20 protein-coding genes and 1 tRNA gene are annotated in these 21,645 nt (G+C 64.7%); 11 read left to right on the top strand and 10 right to left on the bottom strand.

The window, feature by feature from the left end:
• Positions 1–49 precede the first annotated feature (49 nt).
• Positions 50–1,675, bottom strand: coding sequence for a long-chain-fatty-acid--CoA ligase (locus EV663_RS11160; RefSeq protein WP_132951885.1), 1,626 nt, complete (start codon positions 1,673–1,675; stop codon positions 50–52).
• A 242-nt stretch (positions 1,676–1,917) separates the two neighbouring features.
• Between EV663_RS11160 and EV663_RS11155 the strand changes: the two genes are divergently transcribed.
• The gene (locus EV663_RS11155; protein ID WP_132951884.1) at positions 1,918–2,571 is read left to right on the top strand and encodes a sulfotransferase family 2 domain-containing protein; all 654 of its coding nucleotides are present in this window, start codon (positions 1,918–1,920) and stop codon (positions 2,569–2,571) included.
• Between the two features lie 27 nt (positions 2,572–2,598).
• On the opposite strand, the gene EV663_RS11150 is transcribed toward EV663_RS11155, so the two are convergent.
• The 7 genes from EV663_RS11150 to EV663_RS11120 form a co-directional block, all read right to left on the bottom strand.
• On the bottom strand, positions 2,599–4,788 hold the full coding sequence (locus tag EV663_RS11150) for a 3-hydroxyacyl-CoA dehydrogenase NAD-binding domain-containing protein (RefSeq protein WP_132951883.1): 2,190 nt from the start codon (positions 4,786–4,788) through the stop codon (positions 2,599–2,601).
• Between the two features lie 11 nt (positions 4,789–4,799).
• Positions 4,800–6,011, bottom strand: a complete 1,212-nt coding sequence (locus EV663_RS11145; RefSeq protein ID WP_132951882.1) for an acetyl-CoA C-acetyltransferase — start codon at positions 6,009–6,011, stop codon at positions 4,800–4,802.
• A gap of 310 nt (positions 6,012–6,321) precedes the next feature.
• The gene (locus EV663_RS11140) at positions 6,322–6,534 is read right to left on the bottom strand and encodes a hypothetical protein (protein WP_132951881.1); all 213 of its coding nucleotides are present in this window, start codon (positions 6,532–6,534) and stop codon (positions 6,322–6,324) included.
• 22 nt (positions 6,535–6,556) lie between these two features.
• Positions 6,557–8,335, bottom strand: coding sequence for an acyl-CoA dehydrogenase C-terminal domain-containing protein (locus tag EV663_RS11135; RefSeq protein WP_132951880.1), 1,779 nt, complete (start codon positions 8,333–8,335; stop codon positions 6,557–6,559).
• A gap of 47 nt (positions 8,336–8,382) precedes the next feature.
• Positions 8,383–8,781 (bottom strand): MerR family transcriptional regulator, encoded by a 399-nt coding sequence (locus EV663_RS11130; RefSeq protein ID WP_132951879.1) that lies wholly within the window; start codon positions 8,779–8,781, stop codon positions 8,383–8,385.
• Between the two features lie 112 nt (positions 8,782–8,893).
• Positions 8,894–9,262 carry a MerR family transcriptional regulator gene (locus EV663_RS11125; protein ID WP_132951878.1) on the bottom strand — a complete coding sequence of 123 codons (369 nt, stop codon included), beginning with the start codon at positions 9,260–9,262 and terminating at the stop codon, positions 8,894–8,896.
• A 56-nt stretch (positions 9,263–9,318) separates the two neighbouring features.
• The gene (locus EV663_RS11120; protein WP_132951877.1) at positions 9,319–10,470 is read right to left on the bottom strand and encodes a putative manganese transporter; all 1,152 of its coding nucleotides are present in this window, start codon (positions 10,468–10,470) and stop codon (positions 9,319–9,321) included.
• Positions 10,471–10,565: 95 nt separating this feature from the next.
• Between EV663_RS11120 and EV663_RS11115 the strand changes: the two genes are divergently transcribed.
• From EV663_RS11115 to EV663_RS11105, 3 genes are read left to right on the top strand one after another with little or no spacing between them, the layout of a single operon-like run.
• The gene (locus EV663_RS11115; protein WP_132951876.1) at positions 10,566–11,003 is read left to right on the top strand and encodes a PaaI family thioesterase; all 438 of its coding nucleotides are present in this window, start codon (positions 10,566–10,568) and stop codon (positions 11,001–11,003) included.
• The gene (locus tag EV663_RS11110) at positions 11,000–11,509 is read left to right on the top strand and encodes a PaaI family thioesterase (RefSeq protein ID WP_132951875.1); all 510 of its coding nucleotides are present in this window, start codon (positions 11,000–11,002) and stop codon (positions 11,507–11,509) included. Before EV663_RS11115 ends, EV663_RS11110 begins: the two co-directional genes overlap by 4 nt.
• Complete coding sequence (locus EV663_RS11105; RefSeq protein WP_132951874.1) at positions 11,502–12,833, top strand: MATE family efflux transporter; 1,332 nt, start codon at positions 11,502–11,504, stop codon at positions 12,831–12,833. The genes EV663_RS11110 and EV663_RS11105 overlap by 8 nt, the downstream gene beginning before the upstream one ends.
• A gap of 45 nt (positions 12,834–12,878) precedes the next feature.
• Here EV663_RS11105 and EV663_RS11100 read toward each other — a convergent pair whose 3' ends face one another.
• Entirely contained in the window at positions 12,879–13,937 is a 1,059-nt protein-coding gene (locus EV663_RS11100; RefSeq protein ID WP_132951873.1) for a quinone-dependent dihydroorotate dehydrogenase, read from the bottom strand.
• A complete protein-coding gene (locus tag EV663_RS11095) occupies positions 13,934–14,272 on the bottom strand; it encodes a DUF952 domain-containing protein (protein WP_132951872.1) in 339 nt (112 codons plus the stop codon). The genes EV663_RS11100 and EV663_RS11095 overlap by 4 nt, the downstream gene beginning before the upstream one ends.
• Before the next feature lie 245 nt (positions 14,273–14,517).
• Here EV663_RS11095 and EV663_RS11090 point away from each other — a divergent pair, with 245 nt between their 5' ends.
• The 7 genes from EV663_RS11090 to EV663_RS11060 all read left to right on the top strand — a co-directional run bounded on the left by EV663_RS11090 (position 14,518) and on the right by EV663_RS11060 (position 21,535).
• Positions 14,518–15,561: a succinylglutamate desuccinylase/aspartoacylase family protein gene (locus EV663_RS11090; RefSeq protein WP_243697947.1), complete on the top strand. Its 1,044-nt coding sequence runs from the start codon at positions 14,518–14,520 to the stop codon at positions 15,559–15,561.
• Positions 15,562–15,689: 128 nt separating this feature from the next.
• On the top strand, positions 15,690–17,804 hold the full coding sequence (locus EV663_RS11085; RefSeq protein WP_165910182.1) for a YjbH domain-containing protein: 2,115 nt from the start codon (positions 15,690–15,692) through the stop codon (positions 17,802–17,804).
• The gene (locus tag EV663_RS11080; RefSeq protein WP_132951869.1) at positions 17,801–18,463 is read left to right on the top strand and encodes a YjbF family lipoprotein; all 663 of its coding nucleotides are present in this window, start codon (positions 17,801–17,803) and stop codon (positions 18,461–18,463) included. Before EV663_RS11085 ends, EV663_RS11080 begins: the two co-directional genes overlap by 4 nt.
• A 111-nt stretch (positions 18,464–18,574) precedes the next feature.
• The gene (locus EV663_RS11075; RefSeq protein WP_132951868.1) at positions 18,575–18,853 is read left to right on the top strand and encodes a hypothetical protein; all 279 of its coding nucleotides are present in this window, start codon (positions 18,575–18,577) and stop codon (positions 18,851–18,853) included.
• A 205-nt stretch (positions 18,854–19,058) separates the two neighbouring features.
• Positions 19,059–19,367 carry an H-NS histone family protein gene (locus EV663_RS11070; protein ID WP_132951867.1) on the top strand — a complete coding sequence of 103 codons (309 nt, stop codon included), beginning with the start codon at positions 19,059–19,061 and terminating at the stop codon, positions 19,365–19,367.
• 199 nt (positions 19,368–19,566) lie between these two features.
• Positions 19,567–19,640, top strand: a tRNA-Gly gene (locus EV663_RS11065).
• A gap of 101 nt (positions 19,641–19,741) precedes the next feature.
• Positions 19,742–21,535, top strand: a complete 1,794-nt coding sequence (locus tag EV663_RS11060; protein WP_132951866.1) for an ABC transporter transmembrane domain-containing protein — start codon at positions 19,742–19,744, stop codon at positions 21,533–21,535.
• The last annotated feature ends 110 nt before the right edge of the window (positions 21,536–21,645 follow it).

Genomic DNA, 21,645 nt, shown 5'->3' with positions numbered 1-21,645 from the left:
TCGTGGTGCCGGGGGCACAGCATAGCCTGTGCCCCCGGTCCTGCCAATGTCACAGCGACCGGGCAATCTCGCGCAGCTGGAACTTCTGGATCTTTCCGGTCGAGGTCTTGGGAAGTTCCTGGAAGATCACCTTTTTCGGGGTCTTGAACCCGGCCAGCCGCTCGCGGGCAAAGGCGATCAGCGTGGCCTCGTCCACCGAATGGCCATCCTTCAGCTCGACAAAGGCGCAGGGCACCTCGCCCCATTTCTCGTCTGGCTTGGCGACCACGGCACAGAGCAGCACGTCGGGGTGGTGCATCAGCACGCCCTCCACCTCGACCGAGCTGACATTCTCGCCGCCCGAAATGATGATGTCCTTGGCCCGGTCGGCGATCTGGATATAGGTATCGGGGTGCTGTACGGCCAGGTCGCCCGAGTGGAAATAGCCGTCCTTGAACGCCTCGCGCGTGGCGCGTGGATTTTTCAGATAGCCCTTCATCACGCCGTTGCCGCGGAACACGATCTCGCCCTGGGTCGTCCCGTCCATCGGCACCGGGGCGTGGGCGTCATCCCAGACCTGTACAGGTTCCATGAAGGGCATGGCGACGCCCTGGCGGGCCTTTTGCGCCGCGCGCTCATCGCCTTTCAGCGGCTCCCATTTCTCGTGCCAGGTGCATTCCGTGGCCGGCCCGTAGGTTTCGGTCAGACCATAGACATGGGTGATGTTGAAGCCCATCGGCTCGATCTTGGCCAGCGTTGCGGGGGCAGGGGGGGCGCCCGCGGTAAAGACCTCGACCAGGTGGTCGAAGGAACGTTTTTCATCCTCCTTGGCGTTGACCAGCATGTTCAGCACGATCGGAGCACCGCCGAAATGGGTCACGCCCTCATCCGCGATGGCATCGAAGATCGCCTTTGCGCTGATGTCGCGGCAGCAGACCACCGTGCCGCCCACCGCCGGCATCATCCAGGTGTGGCACCAGCCGTTGCAGTGGAACAGGGGCACGATGGTCAGGTATTTCGGGTGCAGCACGATGCGCCAGCTGATCACCTGGCCCATCGCGTTCAGATAGGCGCCACGGTGGTGGTAGACCACGCCCTTGGGCCGGCCGGTGGTGCCCGAGGTGTAGTTCAGCGCGATGCTTTCCCATTCGTCCTCGGGCATGATCCAGTCGAAATCCGGATCGGCGCCGGCGAGGATGTCCTCGTATTCCGGGTAATCGCCGAAATCATGCACGCCCGCGGCATCGTCGCCGACCTCGATCACGATGGGCGGTTCGCCCTCCATGTCCTCGATCGCGCTGGCCAGAAGCGGGATGAATTGCGGATCGCACAGCACGACGCGGGCGCCGCCATGGTCCAGGATGTAGCTGACCGTGTTGGCGTCCAGCCGGATATTGATCGTGTTCAGCACCGCCCCGCAGGCGGGCACGCCAAAATGGGCCTCGGCATGGGCGGGCACGTTGGGCAGCAACGTGGCCACCACGTCGCCGGGTTTCACCCCCATCGCGGCCAGAGCCGAGGCCAGCCGGGTGACGCGGTCGTGGTACTGGGCATAGGTATAGCGGCGGTCGCCATAGACCACGGCCTCGCGGTCTGGGAAGACCTGGACCGCGCGCTTCAGGTAGGACAGCGGCGTCAGCGGCACGTAATTCGCCGCGCATTTTTCCAGACCTGTTTCATCTGCCAACCAGCCCATTTGGTTCTTCTCCTGTGGGAATGTTGTTGTCGGGGCGGAGTTTGGCCCCGACGCGACGGATTGAAAAGGGGGCTAAAGGGGTGCGGGCTTCGGCCCGGCCCTGGCCGGGCCGACCGATGCGGGGGGCCCGCCCCCCGCACCCCCCGGGATATTTCGCCCAAAGCAGAACGGGGACTGCGGCGGGCGGGGGCGTCGCTTCGCCGGGGCTTGCCATTGCCGAGCGGCCCGTTAGCCTGTCGTTCATGATCATCTCGCGCGGGCGAAACTATATTTTCGTGCATATTCCCAAGACTGGCGGCACCGCTCTGACGCATGTGCTGGAGACGCGTGCGATGGCCGATGACATCCTGATCGGGGATACTCCGAAGGCGCGCCGGCGGCGGCGCAGGCTACGGGGGGTGCAGAGCGCGGGGCGATTGTGGAAACATTCCACCCTTGCCGATATCGAGGGATTGGTCAGCCCCGACGAGATCGCGGATTTTTTTGTCTTTGCCCTCGTGCGCAATCCCTGGGACCGGGCGGTCAGTTACTATCACTGGCTGCGGGGGCAGCGGTTCGACCACCCGGCGGTGGGGCTGGCGCAGCGGCTGGAGTTCGCGGAGTTCCTGGCCCATCCGCAGATCGCCGGCGGGTTCCGGGCCAATCCCTATGGCGTCTATATGCGCGACGGGGCCGGGGTGGAGCGGTGCAGCGCCTGGGTCCGGCTGGAGCATTTCGCCGAGGATATCGCCCCGGTCGAGGCGCATCTGGGCTTTCGTATCGGGCCGCTTGAACGGGTGAACGCGTCCGGGCGCAACGCGGATTATCGCGCGTATTACTCGGGAGCGACCGCAGCACTGGTGGCCGAATATTGCGCCGAGGATATCGCGCGGTTCGGCTATGCATTCGGGGGGTAGGGCGCCCGGGGGCGGGCGCCCCTTGCGTCAGGCCGCCTGGGCGTCGGGGGCGAAGCGGGTGTAGAAGGTCTGGCCCTTTTCCGCCATCTCGCGCAGCAGGGCGGGCGCGGCAAAGCGGGGGCCATGGCGGGCCGCCAGATCGTCGCAGATCCCGACCGCCCGTGCCGCGCCGATCATGTCCAGCCAGCTGAGCGGCCCGCCCGACCAGGGTGCGAAGCCCCAGCCGAGGATCGCGCCAACATCGCCCTCGCGGATATCCATCAGCACGCCGTCTTCCAGGGCGCGCACGGCCTCCAGCACCTGGGCAAAGAGCAGGCGATGCTGCACCTCTGACAGGTCGGGCTGGTCACTGGCCTGCGGGTATTGCGCCGCCAGACCGTCCCACAGCCCGGTGCGCTTGCCCGCCTCGTCATAGGCATAGAACCCGGCCCTGGCCTTGCGGCCCATCCGGCCCTGGTCGGCCAGCCAGAACAACACCTCGTCCACGGCGCCGTCCGGGTAGGCGTCGCCCATCGCAGCGCGCGTGGCCCGGGCGATCTTGACGCCGAGGTCGATCGAGGTTTCGTCCACCAGTTGCAGCGGCCCCAGCGGCATGCCGACCAGTTTTGCCGCATTCTCGATCAGGGCGGGGGGCACGCCCTCGCCGACCATGCGGATGCCCTCGTTCAGGTAGGGGATGATGCAGCGGTTGGCGTAGAAGAAGCGCGCGTCGTTCACGACGATGGGCGTCTTGCGGATTTGCCGGACGAAATCCAGGGCCTTGGCGACGGCGCGGTCGCCGGTCGCCTTGCCCTTGATGATTTCCACCAGCAGCATCTTTTCGACCGGGCTGAAGAAATGGATGCCGATGAAATCCTCCGCCCGGTCGGCGGCGCGGGCAAGGTCGGTGATCGGCAGGGTGGAGGTGTTGGTCGCGATGATGCAGTCGGGGCCGACGGCCGCCTGCACCTGTTGCGTCACCTCGGCCTTGATGGCGGGGTCCTCGAACACCGCCTCGATCACCAGGTCGCAGCCCTTGAGCGCGGCGTAATCGGTGGTGGCGGTGATGCGCGACAGCACCTCGACCTTCTTGTCTTCGGTCGTCTTGCCGCGCTTGATCCCCTTGTCCATGTAGGTCTGGGTATAGGCGCGGCCCTTGTCGGCGGCCTCCTGGCTCTGGTCGATCAGCACCACCTCGATCCCCGCCTGGGCCGAGACCAGCGCGATGCCCGCCCCCATCATGCCCGCGCCGATGATGCCCAGTTTCCGCACCTTCTGGTCGGGTACGTCCGCGGGCCGCACGGCGCCCTTTTCCAACGCCTCCTTGTTGATGAAGAGCGCGCGGATCATCGCCGACGAGGACGGGTTCAGCAGGACATGGGTGAACCAGCGCGCCTCGATCCGGATCGCGGCGTCGAAGGGCACCAGCGCGCCCTCGTAAACCGCGCTCAGCAGCGCCCTGGCGGCCGGATACACGCCCTTGGTCTTGCCGTTCACCATGGCCGATGCGCCGAGGAAGGTCATGAAGCCCGCCGGGTGATAGGGCGCGCCACCGGGCATCTTGTAGCCCTTTTCGTCCCAGGGCTTGACGATCTTCGGGCCCGACAGAACCCAGTCTTTCGCCGCGGCCACCGGGTCCTCGGCAACCTCGTCGATGAGCCCGGCCGATTTCGCGCGCCTGGGGTCGACCAGCTTGCCCTCCAGCAGGAATTGCGAGGCCCCCATCGCGCCCAGCTTGCGCACCAGCCGCGTGGTGCCGCCGCCGCCGGGAAAGATGCCGACCATGATTTCCGGCAGGCCGATCTTGGCCTTCGGGTTGTCCGCGGCAAAGATCCGGTGGCAGGCCAGCGGCAGTTCCAGCCCGATGCCCAGCGCCGTGCCGGGCAGGGCGGCGGCAATCGGCTTGCCGCCCTTGTTGCGCTCGTCCATGCCCGCGCGCTCGATCTTGCGCAGGATGGCGTGCATGGACATCACGCCGTCGAACAGGCCGCGGGCGGGGTCGTCCCCGGCTTCGTCGCGCATCCGGGCAATCACGTTCAGGTCCATGCCCCCGGCGAAATCCTTCTTCGCAGAGGTGATGACGACGCCCTTCACGGAATCGTCGGCCAGCGCGATGTCGATATGGGCGTCCAGTTCTTGGAAGCCGGCCAGCGACATGACGTTCATGCTGCGCCTGGGCACGTCCCAGGTGATGGTGGCGACGCCGTCCGCGTCGACGGAGTAGGTGAAATCAGTCATCGGTCTCTCCCTCACACGCGTTCGATGATGGTGGCGGCGCCCATGCCGGAGGCAACGCAAAGCGTGGCCAGCCCGGTTTCCTTGTCCGAACGCTCCAGCTCGTCCAGCAGGGTTCCCAGGATGATTGCGCCGGTGGCGCCCAGCGGGTGGCCCAAGGCGATGGCGCCGCCATTCTTGTTCACCATGGCCGGGTCCACGTCAAAGGCCTGCATGAAGCGCAGCACGACGGCGGCAAAGGCCTCGTTCACCTCGAACAGGTCGATGTCGGAAATCTGCATCCCCGCATCGCGCAGAACCTTTTCCGTCGCGGGCACGGGGCCGGTCAGCATGATGGTCGGATCTGTGCCAATCTTGCAGGTCTGACGGATACGTGCGCGGGGTTTCAGACCCAGTGCATCGCCAAACGCCTTGTTCCCCACCAGAACGCCCGCCGCCCCGTCGACGATCCCGGACGAGTTGCCCGCATGGTGCACATGTTCGATCCGTTCAAGATGCGGGTATTTCAGTATCGCCACCTGGTCAAAGCCGGGCATGACCTCGCCCATCTCCTTGAAAGACGGCTTCAGCGCGCCGAGGCTGTCCATATCGGTGCCGGGCCGCATGTATTCGTCGCGCTCCAGGATGGTCAGCCCGTTCACATCGCGTACCGGCAGGATGGACTTGTCGAATCGTCCCTCCGCCCAGGATTGCGCGGCGCGGCGCTGGCTTTCGACCGCCAGCGCGTCCACATCCTTGCGGGTGAACCCGTATTCGGTGGCGATGATGTCGGCGGAAATGCCCTGCGGCACGAAATGGGATTTCATCGCCAGGCTGGGATCGACCGCGATGGCCGCGCCGTCGCTGCCCATGGCAACGCGGCCCATCATTTCCACCCCGCCGGCGATATAGGCTTGGCCCGCGCCCGCGCGCACCTGGTTGGCGGCCAGGTTCACGGCCTCCATCCCACTCGCGCAGAACCGGTTGATCGACAGCCCCGGCACGGATTCGGCCAGCCCCGAGGCCAGCACCGCGCTGCGCGCCAGGCATCCGCCCTGCTCGCCAACCTGGGTGGCGTTACCCCAGATCACGTCCTCCAGCTCGTTGCCGGTCAGGCCGTTGCGCGCGATCAGCCCATCCAGCACCAGTGCCGACAGGCGCAGGGCGGTAACCTCGTGCAGGCTGCCATCCTTGCGGCCCTTGCCGCGCGGTGTTCGGATCGCGTCGTAGATATAGGCGTCGGTCATGTATGCCTCTCTTTCGGGGTCTGTCTTCCGGTCGACGGTGGTCTCGGTGGTTGCGTGCCGACATGGGTATCTAAACCAAGAAGAAGCCGAGGCGGTGCGTGGTAACCCCATGTTAAGCTCACCTGCCCCATGATCGAGTCGCGGTACAGGCTGGGGAGCCGATGACCGCCCAAGGAGAAGGCCCCCCGCCCCGCGCCTCTTCCCCGGTGACGATCCGGGATGCCGCGAGGACGGGGGGCTGCCTTTCCCTGTTCTTCTTGGTTTAAATACCCATGGCGCCACGACCGGGGGTGGGCGCATCGCACTGTGGTCATCGCTTGCGCGCTTCAAGCTCGGAATTGAACAGCCGCAGCCGGTGGGTCAGGTTATCCTGGTCCGTTACGCTGTCGAAATTCTCGAAGATGAAAGACAACGCCTCCCCTTCTTCCAGCCCGGCCTCTTGCGCGAAGCGGCGCAGCCGGCGGTAGCCGTCCTCGGTCATGGCGGCGTTGAAGCGGCGGGTCAGGCGAAAGCGTTTCGGCATCTTTTCCTCCGGTCGGGCGAGTTCAGAACGCGGCGGCGTCCAGTGCCATGACGGTGTCGGCTCCGCTCTTGATCCTGGCCAGGTGCAAGGTTGTGGCAGGCAGGTGGCGGGCCATGTAGTAGCGCCCGGTCGCCAGCTTGGTTTCATGAAAGGCGGGGTTGTCCGTGTCCGCCGCAAGGGCGGCGCGCGAGGCGCGGGCCATCTTTGCCCACATCAGTCCCAGGCAGCCATGGCCGAACAGGTGCAGGAAGTCGTAGCTGCCGGCCAGTGCGTTGGCGGGGTTCTTCATGCCCTCGGCCATGAAATACATCGTGGCCTCTTGCAGGTCCTTGGACGCCGCTTTCAGCGGGTCCAGGAAATCGGCCTTCAGTTCTTCGTCCGCCTCGTTTTCCTTGATGAAGCCTTTCACCAGGTCGAAGAACGCCATGACCGCCTGTCCACCGTTCTGGCCCAGCTTGCGGCCGACCAGGTCCAGCGACTGGATGCCGTTGGTGCCCTCGTAGATCATGGTGATGCGCGCATCGCGCACGAATTGCTCGGCGCCCGCATCGCGGGTAAAGCCGGTGCCGCCATAGGTCTGTTGCGCCAGCACCGTGGTCTCGAACCCCTTGTCGGTGAGGAAGCCCTTGATGACCGGGGTCAACAGGGAAATCAGCGCCTCGGCCTGCGCGTCACCCGCGCGGTGGGCGCGGTCGATCATTTCCGCCCCCCAGAAGGCAAAGGCGCGCGCCCCCTCGACAAAGCTTTTCTGGTGCATGAGGTTCCGCCGCACGTCGGGGTGGACCATGATCGAATCCGCCGGGCCGTCGGGATTGGCAAGCCCGTTGACGGCGCGGCCCTGCAAGCGTTCGCGCGCCCAGTCCAGCGCGTTCTGGTAGGCCACCACACCCTGGGCATAGCCCTGCAGGCCCACGCCGATCCGCGCCTCGTTCATCATGGTGAACATCGCGCGCATGCCCTTGTGCTCCTCGCCCACCAGAAAACCGGTGGCGCCCTCATAGCTCATCACGCAGGTGGCATTGCCGTGGATGCCCATCTTGTGTTCCAGGCCGACGCATTCCAGCGCGTTGCGCTGCCCCGGATTGCCGTCCGCATCGGGCAGGAATTTCGGCACGATGAACAGAGAGATGCCCTTTACACCATCGGGGCCGTCCGGGATTTTCGCCAGCACGAGGTGAACGATGTTTTCGGTCAGGTCATGTTCACCCGCCGAGATCCATATCTTGGTGCCGGTGATCGCGTAGCTGCCGTCACCCTGCGGTTCGGCGCGCGTCTTGATCAGGCCCAGGTCGGTGCCGCATTGCGGCTCGGTCAGGTTCATCGTGCCCGACCATGTTCCCGCAATCATCCTGGGCAGGTAGGTCGCCTTTTGCTCGTCCGAGCCATGGGCATGGATAGCCGAGATCGCACCATGGGTCAGGCCCTGGTACATGTTGAAGGCCATGTTGGCGGATACGAACATTTCGCCCACCGCGATGTTCAACAGGTAGGGCATGCCCTGTCCGCCGTATTCTGGATCGGCGTCCAGCCCGATCCAGCCGCCCTCGCACATCTGGTCATAGGCGGCTTTGAATCCCTCGGGCGTGCGCACGGCGCCGTTTGCCAGGGTGCAGCCCTGCCGGTCGCCGACGGTGTTCAGCGGCGCCAGCACCTCGGCCGAGATCTTCCCGGCCTCCTCAAGCACGGCCGCGGTGAAAGCGCGGTCAAGATCGTCATAGCCGGGGATGCCGGATTGGCTGATCCGCATAACCTCGTGCAGGAGGTATTGCATGTCCTCGGTGGGCGGCGTGTAGATCGGCATGAAAGTCCTCCCTTGACTGCTGGTCGGCCCTGGATGTCGAGCCTGGATTATTCGGCGGCGCGCATGCGGGCGAATTCCGCCAGTTTCCCGGCGCCCCAGGCCAGTTCCCGTTTCAATTCGGCGATTGCCTCGTCCAGTTCGGCGCGCTGGCGTTCCATGTCGGCCAGCCGCTCCAGGGCCAGCTCGTAGGTCTGGCGCAACTGGGCCTCCTTGCCGTGGCCGCGGTCATAGAGGTCAAGCAGCTGGCGCACCTGTTCGAGGCTGAAACCAAACCGCTTGCCGCGCAGGATCAGTGACAGCCGCGCCCGGTCGCGGCGCGAATACAGCCGTTTCTGTCCCTCGCGGCGCGGCGCCAGCAATTCCTTGTCCTCGTAGAATCGTAGCGTGCGCGGCGTCACCCCGAAGGTGTCGCACATGTCGCGAATGGTCATGTCACGATCGCTCATGCTGTGTCCTGGCGGTTTCTGCGCGACGTCGCCGCGCCTTTTTCACAGGATACAGTCAGAGGTGACGTTGACGTAAACGTAACGCTGCGTCACGAGGTGCGAGGACGTCGGGTCATACCCGTCCGGCGGCCACATCGTCGCGAAGGGTCTGCAAGTCGTCGATGGACTGGTCCAGTTGCGCGCGCTGTTCTTTGAGTGCCGCAAGCTGGCGGTCGGCCATGCCGATCAGCGCGGTCATCTGTGCCTCGGTGCCCTTGACGTCATAAAGCAGAAGCCACTGGCGGATTTCTTCAAGGCTGAACCCAAAGCGCCGGCCGCGCAGGATCAGTGTCATGCGTGCCACTTCGCGCGGGGTGTACCAGCGTGTGCGCCCATCCTTTTCGGGACTTAAAAGCTCGATATACTCGTAGTAGCGCAGGGTGCGCGGGGTCACGTCGAACTTCGCACACATCTCCTTGAAGCTGAGGTGCTCGTCTCGCATCGGCTTGTTCCATGGTGATCTGCGTCTAGCTAGGCCGTTTTGACGCGCGGGGCAAATCAGTTCATGAAACCCGGTGCGAGGAAGTGGAACCCATATCCCACGGCTATCGCGGGAACCGCCGAGCACAGCGTTGCCAGGATCGCCGCGCGAGGGTTGACTGCGATGGCCGGGAACAGCGCGTCGCCGTCGTTCGAAATCGCGTTGCCGATCAGCGCGGCAAAGGGGATTGCCCCGTTGAGGTAGAGCGTTGCAACCAGAACCTGAGGGCCGCAGCCGGGAACGAAGCCTATGGCAATGGCGATCAGCGGCAAGAGCGGCGTCACGCCGTCAAACAGGGCGCCGATATCAATCCCTGCAAAGGTTGCCACGTAATCGTAGGCGAGGTAGGCGCCGATCACCCAGACCGAGATAAAGCTGGTTTCCTCGGCCATGCGGGTGAGGGGGGCGTCGTGGGAGTTGGTCATCGCGGTAACCGGCGAGGTGGCCCAGATGAAAAGACCCAGCGCCGTGCCGATCAGGGCAAGGGCGTTGACCGGCAGCCCCAGGATCGTGTCGATTTCCGCCTGTGCAACCTGTGCAACACCCGCCACGAGCCCCGGCACGACCGGCAGCAGGTAGGCGATATCGCGCGGACGCAGCCGCCCGATGCGCGGGGCGATGTTACAAGAGGCGCCTTTCAGTACCGGCAGTGCGTTCGGGATGACCCGGTCCACCACCCAGCCGGAAATCACGCCCACCGCCAGCGACAGCGGCAGAACCACCGCCGCCGCGTCTGGCCGCGTCGCAATCAGCAGGAAAGCCGCATCGCCCATGGTGGCTGTCAGTGCGGCCACCACGGCCCCAAAGCCCGCATTGCCCGAACTGTACGCGGCGACCACGATCACCGCGCCGCCGCATCCCGGCGTCGCGCCAAGAAGTGCGGCAATCGGGACCTGCCAGTGCCGGGCGCGGCGCAACGCGTTGCCCAGGTCGTATTTGAATACCCGTTCCGAGCCGTAAAACAGCAATAGCGTCGCCGCCACGAAGACACTGACCTGCACATAGGCATCGGTCATCAGGCTTCGGGTCAGTGCCCCCAGTTCCCCCGGCGCAAGGGCCAGCGCAACAAGGACCAGCACCACGACCAGACGGCCGTACCGAACCGGTCCCGGCAGGGACAGTCCGGCACGAAGCAAGGTATTGCCCGGGGTCCAGATATTGGTGGCCATGGTGCCTCATATATGAGAATGGTTCGCAATAGCAGAAATTAGCGCTTGCAGCACGAAAAGCAAGGGTCATTATCCGGGGCTGAAAGGACAGGTCCATGAGTGACGACAAGGCCCGCATCGCGCGGCAGTTCATCCAGGCGATACCGCATTCGCGCGCGCTTTCGATGCAGGTGGAGGAGATCGGTAACGGGGTGGCCGAGATATCGATGCCCTATGACGAGCGCCTGGTCGGCGATCCCCGCAGCCGTGTCATCTCGGGCGGTGCGGTTTCGGCGTTGCTGGATACGTGTGGTGGTGCCTCGGTGATGTGCCATCCCACGGGACCGCAGGGCACCGCGACCATCGACCTGCGCATCGATTACATGCGCGCGGCGACGCCGGGTCAGCGCATCACCGCGCGGGCAGAATGCTATCACGTCACCCGCTCGGTGGCTTTCGTGCGGGCCACCGCGATGGACGAGGATCGCGACAACCCCGTGGCCACCGCCTCGGGGGCCTTTACCGTCGAACGGCCGAAAGCACAGCGGACATGACCCGCCGTGCCCCCGAACCCGTCCAAGTGATCAAGCAACGCCGGGATGCGGCGCTGTCGGCGCTGGTGCGTGGCGTGCCCTACATGCAATTCCTCGGGATCGAGTTCGAAAGGCGCGGGGACGAGCTGACCGCGATCCTGCCCTATGATGACAAGCTGATCGGAAACCCGCTATTGCCCGCGCTGCATGGCGGTGTGACGGCTGCCTTCCTTGAGGCTACCGCGATCATCGGGCTGTCATGGGCGCTGATATGGGACGACATGGAATCGGGCGTGATCGACCCGCGGGGGTTGACGCCCGAAACGCTTCCGCGCCTGCCCAAGACGATCGATTTCACCGTCGATTACTTGCGGCCGGGGCTACCGCGCGACGCCTATGCGCGGGCCCGCGTCAACCGGTCGGGGCGGCGCTATGCCAGCGTCCATGTCGAGGGCTGGCAGGATAACCGCGCCCGGCTGTTCGCGCAGGCCACCGGCCATTTCCTGATGCCATCGCGCGATGACTGAGACGGTTTTTCGGGCCGGGCCCGCGCTGACCCACCGTCGGGTTCTGGCGATCGCGCTTCCGATCGTTTTGGCGAATGCCACCGTGCCGATCCTGGGTGCGGTCGATACCGGCGTCGTGGGCCAGTTGGGCGAAGCAGCACCGATCGGCGCTGTTGGGATCGGCGCGATCATCCTTTCGGCGCTTTACTGGATTTTCGGTTTTTTGCGGATGGGCACCACGGGCCTGACCGCGCAAGCCTGGGGCGCGCGCGACCATGCCGAGGTCGACGCGATGCTGTCGCGTGCGCTGATGATCGGCGGCGTCGCCGGTCTGGGGATGATCCTGTTGCAGGCGCCGCTTTTCGCAGGCGCCTTCATCGTGTCGCCGGCCAGCCCCGAGGTCGAGACGCTGGCCCGTCAGTACATGGCGATCCGCATCTGGTCGGCCCCGGCCGCGATCGCGATCTACGGCATCACCGGCTGGCTGATCGCGCAGGAACGCACCCGTGCGGTTCTGGTCATCCAGCTATGGATGAACGGGCTGAACATCGCGCTGGACCTGCTGTTCGTGCTGGGATTCGACTGGGGTGTGCCGGGGGTTGCGGCCGCGACCTTCCTGGCCGAGTGGTCGGGGGCCGCGCTGGGCCTTTGGATGTGCAGGGGCGCTTTCAGTGGCGGGGCTTGGTGCGACCGGGCGCGGGTATTCGATCCCGCGCGGCTGCGCCATATGGCCGGCGTCAATACCGATATCCTGATCCGGTCGCTGCTGTTGCAGGGGATTTTCGTCTCTTTCCTGTTCCTCGGCGCCGATTTCGGCGATGTGCCGCTGGCGGCCAACCAGATCCTTTTGCAATTCCTGCAAATTACGGCCTACGCGTTGGACGGGTTCGCCTTTGCCGCCGAGGCGCTGGTGGGGCAGGCACTGGGCGCGCGGATGCGCGCGGCACTGAGACAAGCCGCGTTGATGACATCGTTTTGGGGTCTTCTCAGTTGCGTGGGGCTGGCCTTGGTCTTTGCGCTATTCGGGGGCGCGATCATCGATACCATGACCACGGCCGAGCCCGTGCGCGAGGCCGCGCGCGATTTCCTGCCCTACATGGTCGCCGCACCGTTGCTTGGGCTTGCGTCCTGGATGCTGGACGGGATTTTCATCGGGGCCACCCGCACGCGCGACATGCGCAACATGATGCTGTTGTCGGTGCTGATCTATGCCGCGACGGTGGCCGCGCTGGTGCCGGCCCTTGGCAATCACGGGCTTTGGGTCGCCTTCCTGGTATCGTTTGTCGCGCGCGCCGTGACGTTGGGCCTGCGCTATCCTGCGCTGGAAGCGCAGGCAGAGCGCTAGGGCTATTTTTCCCCCGCCCGCAAGGCTAGCCCGGAAAGGCGCCGGTCATGTCCATTCGTGCCGGCACGTGCCAACGGCCTGGGCCACGTTTGCGAACCCGTCGCGGGCAAGCAGGGTATCCAGCCCCTCGACGATCTCGCGCACGAGGCTGAGGCCGCCATAGACCAGCGCGGTATAGAGTTGCACGGCGCTGGCACCTGCGCGGATCTTTGCATAGGCGTCCTCGGCCGAACCGATGCCGCCGACACCGATGATCGGCAGCCGCCCGCCGGTCAGCCCGGAGAGCTGTGCCAGCACGCGGGTCGAGCGTTCAAAGAGCGGTGCGCCGGAGAGCCCGCCGGTTTCCACCTGGTGAGGGCTGTGCAACCCGGTGCGCGCCAGCGTTGTATTCGTGGCGATCAGCCCGGAAATCCCGCTTTGCAGCGCTACCTCGGCCACGTCGGCCAGTTCCGCCTCGTCGAGGTCGGGGGCGATCTTGAGGAAAACGGGAAACGGTCTCTCCAGCCGGGCGCGGGCCTCCATCACTCCGGCCAGCAGTGCCGACAGGGCGGCGCGGCCCTGAAGGTCGCGCAGTTTCTCGGTATTGGGCGAGGAGACATTGACGGTGGCGAAATCCACATATGCGCCGCAATGGGCCAACACCGCGGCATAATCGGCGGCGCGATCCGCACTGGTCTTGTTGGCGCCCAGGTTCAGGCCGATCACGGCGCCCTCGGGCCGGGTGGCCAGCCGCGCGCCGATGGCCACCATGCCATCATTGTTGAAGCCGAAGCGGTTGATCGCGGCGCGGTCCTCGGCCAATCGAAACAGGCGCGGGCGCGGGTTGCCCGGCTGTGACAGGGGCGTTGCGGCCCCCACCTCGATAAAACCGAAACCCGCGCGCGCCAGCGGCGCCAGCGCCTCGGCGTTCTTGTCATAGCCCGCGGCCAAACCAACCGGGTTGGCCAGCGCCAGTCCCGCCAGGTCGGTGGCCAGCCGTGGCGAACTCAGCCGCCCCGGCAGCGGCACCAGCCCGGTTTTCAGCGCCGCCAGCGACAGGTTATGCGCGCGTTCCGGGTCCATCCGGTGAAAGGCCGCCAGGCCCAGCCGTTCCAGCATCGTCATACCACGCCCTCGGGAAAGATATGTCCGGTAGCCCCCAGCGGCAGGGACTTGTCCCACACCACGTCGGCCACCCGCATTTCGCGGTAAAGATGGGGAAACAGCGCGCCGCCGCGCGAGGTCTCCCATTTCAGCGCGTCGCCCAACGCATCGGCCGTCACCGCAACCAGCACCAGGTCGCTTTCGCCCGCGAAATGTTTCTCGGCGGTACCGGTCACCTGCTCTGCGGTCGAGAGGTGAATGAAACCGTCGGCTAGGTCCACCGGCGCGCCGGCGGTGCGCCCGGCGGCGCGAAAGGCATCCCATTCGGAACGGCGGAATATCTTGTAGATCAGCATGAAAAGGACATGCCTGCTGTATGATCCCGGGTCAAGCATCAGAGACCTTGGCGCGGCGCATCGGGCAATCGCGCGGGGCGATGCGGGGACGGTGAAGCGGCCCGCGAGGGGCGCGATGGCCGGCCCGAGCCGCAGCCCGCCATCTTTCCTCGGTAAAACACTGTCGTCATACGATGCATCCCCTTGTCAGCCGCCCCCCTGCGGCGCTATCGCGGAATCATGCGACGTACATTTCCCTTTGTCCCGTGACGCCGCGCGGTGGGTTCATCCTGGGCGGCGTGAACATCGCCCCCGGCACCCGGCGCACCGTTGACCTGCCGGTCTCGGTGCTGTCGGATCACACGCCGGTCACCATGTCCGCCCATGTGATTCACGGCCGCCGCGCGGGGCCTGTCGTCTTTGTCAGCGCGGGCGTGCATGGCGACGAGGTGATCGGGGTCGAGATCGTGCGCCGGCTTCTCAGCCTGCCGGCGCTGGACGGGTTGCGCGGAACGCTGATCGCGATTCCGATCGTCAATGCCTTCGGCTTCCTGAACCTGTCGCGTTACCTGCCGGACCGCCGCGACCTCAATCGCAGTTTTCCCGGCTCTGCCGAGGGGTCGATGGCCGCGCGGCTGGCGCATCTTCTGATGCAAGAGGTGATCTTGCGCGCCGACCTGGGTATCGACCTGCATTCCGCCGCGGTCCATCGCACCAACCTGCCGCAGGTGCGCGTGGCGCCGGGCAAGCCCGAACTGATGCGCCTGGCCGAGGTTTTTGCCGCCCCGGTGATCCTGCCCTCGGCGCTGCGCGAGGGGTCGCTGAGGCAAGTGGCGGACGGGCAGGGGGTCGGCATGCTTCTCTACGAGGCGGGTGAGGGGCTGCGCTTTGACGAGACCGCTGTGCGGGCGGGTGTTTCGGGTATCCTGCGGGTCTTGCATGACCGTGCCATGATCCCGGCGCGCGGCGTGCCGCGGGCGCGGCGCGCGCCGTTGGTCTGCCGCAATTCGCGTTGGCTGCGCGCGCCACAGGGGGGGCTGTTGCGCACCTTTCGCTCGGAAGGGGACGTGGTCGATGCCGGTGATCTGCTGGCGATCGTTTCTGACCCGTTCGGCGAGGTCGATGCCCCAATCATCGCCCCGGAGGCGGGTATCATCGTGGGCCGCGCGGTCTTGCCCGTTGTCAACGAGGGCAACGCGGTCTTTCACCTGGCCGCCATTGCCTCGACCGCCCATGCCGAAGATCGTATCGATACATGGACCGCCGAGGTCGAGGCCGAGCGACTGTTCGACGAGGACGAGATCCTCTAGCCAGCGGCCCGCCTCGATTGCCGCACCGTGGCATCGCCGCTGCGCTTGCCATCCAGCGTGGCTTTGGCCGCTTGGATTTGGTCTGTCTCTCGCGTAGGGAGAAACCGGAGCGTGGGGAGTGCGCAGCGTTGAAACCGATCCTTCCGCAGTGGCAAGACCGTTTGCGGTGCCTGCTTTTGGCCTCGGCGTCGGTTCTTTGCGGCGCAGGGGCGGCGGCGGCCCAGCCGCAGGGAACGCTCAACACCTATGGCCTGCCCGGTTTGATCGACATGCCCAGTGCGCGCGCCATGGACGATGCCGATCTGTCGTTGACGTTTTTCGGCAACGAGGATCTTCGCCGCAACACGCTGAGCTTCCAGTTGACGCCCCGCCTGACTGGCAGCTTTCGCTATAGTTATATCGCGGCCTACGATCCTGCACAGACCGAGTATTTCGACCGCAGTTTCGACCTGCACTTCCTGCTGATGGAAGAGACCGAGTTCTGGCCCGGTCTCGCGGTCGGGGTGCGTGATTTCATCGGCACCGGCGTCTATTCGGGCGAGTATGTCGTTCTCAGCCGCATGTTGGGGTCGCGGCTGAGTGCGACGGCAGGTCTGGGTTGGGGACGGCTGGGCAGTCATGGCGACATCGGCAGCCCGTTCGGTGCGCGCCCGCCGCGCGATGTCGGACGTGGCGGAACGCTGGAAATCGACCAATGGTTCAAGGGACCCGTGGCGCCTTTCGGCGGGCTGGAATGGCGCCCCTCCGAAAAATGGAGCCTGATCGCGGAATATTCCTCGGATGGCTATACCGGCGAGGTGCAGGGCGGCATCTATGACCATCGCACACCTCTGAATTTCGGGGTGACCTACCGGCCGCGGCCGGGCTGGCAGGTATTTGCCCATGTGCTGAACGGCGACATGGTCGGGGTCGGTGGCGCGATCGTGCTGAACCCCCGTCGCCCGGTGATCGAAGGCAGTCTCGATCCCGCGCCGATGGCGGTGATGCCCCGACCGCCCGGACCACGTGATACCGGCTGGATCGTGGATGCGGGCCGCGTTGCGTCAGAACGTCAAAAGCTGGTCAGCATCCTTGAATCACAGGGCTATGACGTGCAGTCTGTCGCGCTGGATGGTGGCCGTGCGCGGGTGCGGCTGACCAATCGGAAATACGATTACGAACCTCAGGCCATTGGTCGTGTCGCCCGTTTGATGGCGCTCAGCCTGCCGCCCTCGGTCGAGCGGTTCGAGATCGTGCCCACGGTACAGGGTTTGCCTCTCTCGATGGTCACGATCCGGCGCAGCGACCTGGAAGAGTTGGAGCACGCCCCCGCAGGCTACAGGTTCGCATATCAGCGTGCCGGGTTCGACGCCGCGCCGATGCGTGGCGATGGCGAGGTATTCGTGCCCGGGCGCTATCCGAGATTCAGCTGGGGGCTGGGCAGTTATTCGGCCTTGTCGCTGTTTGACCCGGAAAATCCGATCCGGGCAGATATCGGCCTGCAACTGCAAGCCGATTACGACCTGGCCCCCGGTGCGGTCTTGTCCGGCGCGTTGCGGGCCAAGTTGGTGGGAAATCTCGACCAGGCCACGCGGCTTTCGAATTCCGTATTGCCTCATGTGCGTTCGGATTTCATCGAATACGATCGGCAGGGTGGCGATCTGGGTGTCCAGTACCTGACTTTCGAAAAATTCGGAAAAATCGGCCCCGATTTCTATACCCGGATGACGCTGGGCTATCTTGAGACGATGTATGGCGGCATCTCTGGCGAGGTGTTGTGGAAACCGGTCGATCAGCGGCTGGGGCTTGGGCTTGAACTGAACTACGCCCGCCAGCGCGATTTCGACAAGGGACTCGGATTTCGCGATTACGACGTGTTGACCGGCCATGCCTCTGCCTATGTCGATCTGTGGGACGATTTCACCGGGCAGATCGACGTGGGCCGTTATCTTGCGGGGGATTGGGGGGCGACCCTTTCGATCAATCGCAGCTTTGACAATGGCTGGCAGGTCGGTGCCTATGCCACGCTTACCGACGTGCCTTTCGACACCTTCGGCGAAGGCTCTTTCGACAAGGGTATCCGGCTGACGATCCCGTTCTCCTGGGTCGCGGGGACATCGTCGCGCAAGACCTTTGGCACCACGATCACCCCGGTCACCCGTGACGGTGGCGCGCGGCTGTCCGTCCGCAACCGGCTATACGGTCTGGTGAGCGAGTATCACCAGAACGAACTGTCCGACGAGTGGGGGCGGTTCTGGCGATGAAACGGTTCACGGTACTGGCCCTTGCCGCACTGATCGGTGTTTTGGCGGGATGCGAGAGTTACAAGCGGGACAACAACGTGACCCTTGCCTATATGCAGGGCATTTTTCAGCAACTCCGCAATCCAGCGACGCCGGTGCCGGAGCCGCTAAGCCGGGCACAGCTTGATGCCCTGCCCGGGCCGATCTTGCAGGCCGAGATCGAATCGCGCGGCACCTTTGCGCGGCTTGCCTTCCTGGCGGCCAATGGCCCCTATCAGACATGGTCCTCTGCCGATAGCGCCACGATCACCCTGCGCGAGGGCGTTCTTGTGGCGACCCGCGCATTGGGCAATGATTTGATGAGTGCGGATGTCGTGGATATCTTGCGGATGCTGCGCGATCCCTCGGTTTCCGAGGCCGCGCGGGTTCATCGTTATATTGATGGGCTTGGTCATCTTTATACCCGCACTTATCGTTGCGAGGTGACCGGGCGCGAACCTGACCGGCTGGAAATTGCCGGTACAATCCTGCCCGTGACGCGCATCACCGAACACTGCATTGGTGCAGGTGCCGAGTTCGAGAACCTCTACTGGCTTGAACGCGACGGAAGAATCCGCGCCGGGCGGCATTGGGTCAGCCCCGATATCGGCCATATCGGCCTGGTGTTGCTGAAAGGCTAGGCGGACAGGCGCAGGTTTGGCGACCTGTTGCTGAAAGATTTGCGTGCGGGCGAATTCGTGCTATCTCTCACGCCGAGGGATAACCCTTCTCTTTGCGCAAGGAGATATATGATGAACCTGACCAAGACCATTGCGGCCTCCGTTCTCGGGCTGACTGTCGCTTCCACCGGCTTTGCTGGTGAGGCCACCAAGATGACCGTGTCCACCCAGGCGCAGGACGCCGCTACGACCACGACGACCACCACCACGACCACCACGACGACCGCGACCGGCGCCCTTGTCGGTGCCCCGGTTGCGGCTGCGGCGGCTGCCGGTCTGCTGACCCTGGCGGTCATTGCCAATAACGACGGTGGCACCACCACGACCACGACCACGACCAGCGCTGACTGATCGGCGGGAATCGGCGGCGCGACACGCTGCGCGGCCGTTCATATCGGTTTGAAAAGGGCGGCCAGAGGGGCCGCCCTTTTCCGTTCGAGGTGGCGTTTTTCCGTCTGTTGATTTTCATTGCTTTTTCGTGATTCAGTGATGAATAATCTTTTCACTTTCCGTTCCGATCTATAAACGGACCGCGAAAAAAGGAGTAATTTGAGAAATGAAGAACTTGGAAAAGCTTTCGCTGGATGAACTCAAGGCCCTGCGCAAAGACGTCGATGCGGCAATCGAATCCTTCCAGCAACGCAAGAAAGCCGAGGCGCGTGCCGAGCTTGAAGCGAAAGCGCGAGAACTTGGTTTTACGCTGGATGAGATCGTTCGCATGAAAGCGCGGCGCGTGAAAGCGGCCGCGAAATATCGCAATCCTGAAAACGCCTCTGAAACCTGGAGCGGGCGCGGACGCCGACCCAAATGGCTGGAGGAGGCATTGAACGCCGGCGCTGATCTTGCAGATTTCCTGATCAAGTAAAGCGCGAAAATATTTTATATCGTTATCGCGAAAATTGAAAATGACGCTGCCATAAGTTGTTTTTGGGTGGGTTTTTTCATCTTCGGGAAGATGCGGAGCCCCTTATGGGGCGCCGCTCCGGGGCGAGGCGGTCTTGGGCGTCTGTTAGGAATATCCCGCTTGACCACCGCGTGCCGCTGGCATACCCAATGCGAGCGTCGCGGGTATAGCTTAATGGTAAAGCCCCTGCCTTCCAAGCAGGCTATGTCGGTTCGATTCCGTCTACCCGCTCCAGCATCTCCAACCGCGTTGCACACGACCCCGTGAACTGTGCTTGCAGGGCGCTTGTTGCATCGGCATCCGGGTCCTAAAACTTCCCTCGAAAGGATATGCCAATGCCGCCCGGAGCGACCCAAGACGAACAACGTGCAACGTCCCGGCGCATTGGCGCATTGCGGGCGCTCTGGCCTTTCGTGGCCCCTTATCGAATTCTCGTGGCAGCGGCCCTGACCGCGCTGGTCCTGACAGCGGGGGTGTCACTGGTTCTGCCGATGGCGGTGCGCCGCGTCGTCGACGGTTTCGAAAGTGAACAGGCGGCGTTGCTGGATGGCTATTTCGCGGCGGCGCTGGGCGTTGCCGCGCTGTTCGCACTGGGCACGGCGTTGCGCTATTACCTGGTCACCCGGCTGGGCGAGCGGGTCGTTGCCGATATCCGCGGCACAGTTTTTGACCGCATGATCGGCATGAGTCCCGCATTCTATGAACGGATCATGACCGGCGAGGTCCTGTCGCGAATTACCACCGATACCACCCTCATCCTCTCGGTAATCGGGTCGTCCGCCTCGGTGGCGCTACGTAACGTTCTGATCCTGTTCGGGGGGCTGGCGCTGATGATGCTGACATCGCCCAAGCTGACCGGCGCGGTTTTGCTGCTGGTACCCGCGGTGATCGTGCCGATCGTGGTGCTGGGTCGCCGGTTGCGCGCGCTCAGCCGCGAGAACCAGGACTGGATCGCGGCCTCGTCGGGAAATGCATCCGAGGCGTTGTTGTCAGTGCAGACGGTTCAGGCCTTTACCAATGAGGGGGCCAGCCGGGCGCATTTCCGTGACGTGACCGAGAAAAGCTTCGTCGCCGCGCGCCGCCGCATCGCCACGCGGTCGGTGATGACGGTGATCGTGATCTTCCTGATCTTCGCCGGGATCGTGGGCGTCTTGTGGATCGGGGCGCGCGACGTGCGCGCCGACGCCATGAGCACGGGGGAACTGGTTCAGTTCCTGATCTATTCGGTCATGGTTGCGGGGGCCGTTGGTGCGATGACCGAGGTCTGGGGCGAATTGCAACGGGCCGCCGGCGCGACAGAGCGGTTGGTTGAACTCTTGCATGCACGGGATACGGTGCGCGATCCCGACAGCCCCCGTCCACTGCCCGCGCCGGTCAAGGGCGATATTCGTTTCGAGGACGTGACCTTCCACTACCCTTCGCGGCCCAATAGCCCCGCGCTGGACGGTGTCAGCCTGCATGTGCGTCCGGGCGAAACCGTCGCGCTGGTCGGCCCCTCGGGCGCGGGCAAGTCGACCATCGTTCAGCTTTTGCTGCGCTTTTACGACCCACAGCACGGGGTGATCCGCATCGACGGGGTGGATTTGCGCGATACCACGCGGGCGACCTTTCGCCACCAGATCGCGCTGGTGCCGCAAGACCCGGTGATCTTTGCCGATACCGCGCGCGAGAATATCCGCTTTGGCCGCCCCGAGGCCACGGATGCCGAGGTCGAGGCCGCCGCCCGCGCCGCGGCCGCGCATGATTTCCTGTGTGCGCTGCCCGATGGTTACGACACCTATGTCGGCGAACGGGGGATCATGCTGTCGGGGGGGCAGAAACAACGCATCGCGATTGCCCGTGCGATCTTGCGCGATGCGCCTGTTCTGCTGCTGGACGAGGCGACCTCGGCGCTTGATGCCGAATCCGAACGCGCGGTGCAGCATGCGGTTGACGAACTGGCCGTGGGCCGCACAACCCTGATAGTGGCACACCGTCTTGCCACGGTGAAAAAGGCAGACCGCATCCTTGTTTTCGACCAGGGGCGGATCGTGGCCGAGGGCAGCCATGAGGCCCTTGTCGCCCAGGACGGGCTTTATGCACGGCTTGCGCGTTTGCAATTCACCGATGGCATATCCGACGCGGCCTGAGCCTTTCGTGGTCCGGGCATGAACCGTTCGCGCCGTTCGTCTTGCGCCTCTGCCCGGTTTTGACGCTGCGTAGGGCGCGGGCGGCGGGCTTGCGGTGCGCGCCGTTTGCT

The organism is Rhodovulum bhavnagarense, assembly GCF_004343505.1.
GTDB classification, from domain to species: domain Bacteria; phylum Pseudomonadota; class Alphaproteobacteria; order Rhodobacterales; family Rhodobacteraceae; genus Rhodovulum; species Rhodovulum bhavnagarense.
The sequence above is the reverse complement of the archived record's forward strand: the minus strand, read 5'-3'. Positions and strand labels throughout refer to the sequence as shown.

What these genes read in the sequence shown, in the direction of transcription:
- EV663_RS11160 (WP_132951885.1), bottom strand. Translation starts at nt 1,675, where the DNA reads ATGGGCTGGTTGGCAGATGAAACAGGTCTGGAAAAATGCGCGGCGAAT.
- EV663_RS11155 (WP_132951884.1), top strand. Translation starts at nt 1,918, where the DNA reads ATGATCATCTCGCGCGGGCGAAACTATATTTTCGTGCATATTCCCAAG.
- EV663_RS11150 (WP_132951883.1), bottom strand. Translation starts at nt 4,788, where the DNA reads ATGACTGATTTCACCTACTCCGTCGACGCGGACGGCGTCGCCACCATC.
- EV663_RS11145 (WP_132951882.1), bottom strand. Translation starts at nt 6,011, where the DNA reads ATGACCGACGCCTATATCTACGACGCGATCCGAACACCGCGCGGCAAG.
- EV663_RS11140 (WP_132951881.1), bottom strand. Translation starts at nt 6,534, where the DNA reads ATGCCGAAACGCTTTCGCCTGACCCGCCGCTTCAACGCCGCCATGACC.
- EV663_RS11135 (WP_132951880.1), bottom strand. Translation starts at nt 8,335, where the DNA reads ATGCCGATCTACACGCCGCCCACCGAGGACATGCAATACCTCCTGCAC.
- EV663_RS11130 (WP_132951879.1), bottom strand. Translation starts at nt 8,781, where the DNA reads ATGAGCGATCGTGACATGACCATTCGCGACATGTGCGACACCTTCGGG.
- EV663_RS11125 (WP_132951878.1), bottom strand. Translation starts at nt 9,262, where the DNA reads ATGCGAGACGAGCACCTCAGCTTCAAGGAGATGTGTGCGAAGTTCGAC.
- EV663_RS11120 (WP_132951877.1), bottom strand. Translation starts at nt 10,470, where the DNA reads ATGGCCACCAATATCTGGACCCCGGGCAATACCTTGCTTCGTGCCGGA.
- EV663_RS11115 (WP_132951876.1), top strand. Translation starts at nt 10,566, where the DNA reads ATGAGTGACGACAAGGCCCGCATCGCGCGGCAGTTCATCCAGGCGATA.
- EV663_RS11110 (WP_132951875.1), top strand. Translation starts at nt 11,000, where the DNA reads ATGACCCGCCGTGCCCCCGAACCCGTCCAAGTGATCAAGCAACGCCGG.
- EV663_RS11105 (WP_132951874.1), top strand. Translation starts at nt 11,502, where the DNA reads ATGACTGAGACGGTTTTTCGGGCCGGGCCCGCGCTGACCCACCGTCGG.
- EV663_RS11100 (WP_132951873.1), bottom strand. Translation starts at nt 13,937, where the DNA reads ATGACGATGCTGGAACGGCTGGGCCTGGCGGCCTTTCACCGGATGGAC.
- EV663_RS11095 (WP_132951872.1), bottom strand. Translation starts at nt 14,272, where the DNA reads ATGCTGATCTACAAGATATTCCGCCGTTCCGAATGGGATGCCTTTCGC.
- EV663_RS11080 (WP_132951869.1), top strand. Translation starts at nt 17,801, where the DNA reads ATGAAACGGTTCACGGTACTGGCCCTTGCCGCACTGATCGGTGTTTTG.
- EV663_RS11075 (WP_132951868.1), top strand. Translation starts at nt 18,575, where the DNA reads ATGAACCTGACCAAGACCATTGCGGCCTCCGTTCTCGGGCTGACTGTC.
- EV663_RS11070 (WP_132951867.1), top strand. Translation starts at nt 19,059, where the DNA reads ATGAAGAACTTGGAAAAGCTTTCGCTGGATGAACTCAAGGCCCTGCGC.
- EV663_RS11060 (WP_132951866.1), top strand. Translation starts at nt 19,742, where the DNA reads ATGCCGCCCGGAGCGACCCAAGACGAACAACGTGCAACGTCCCGGCGC.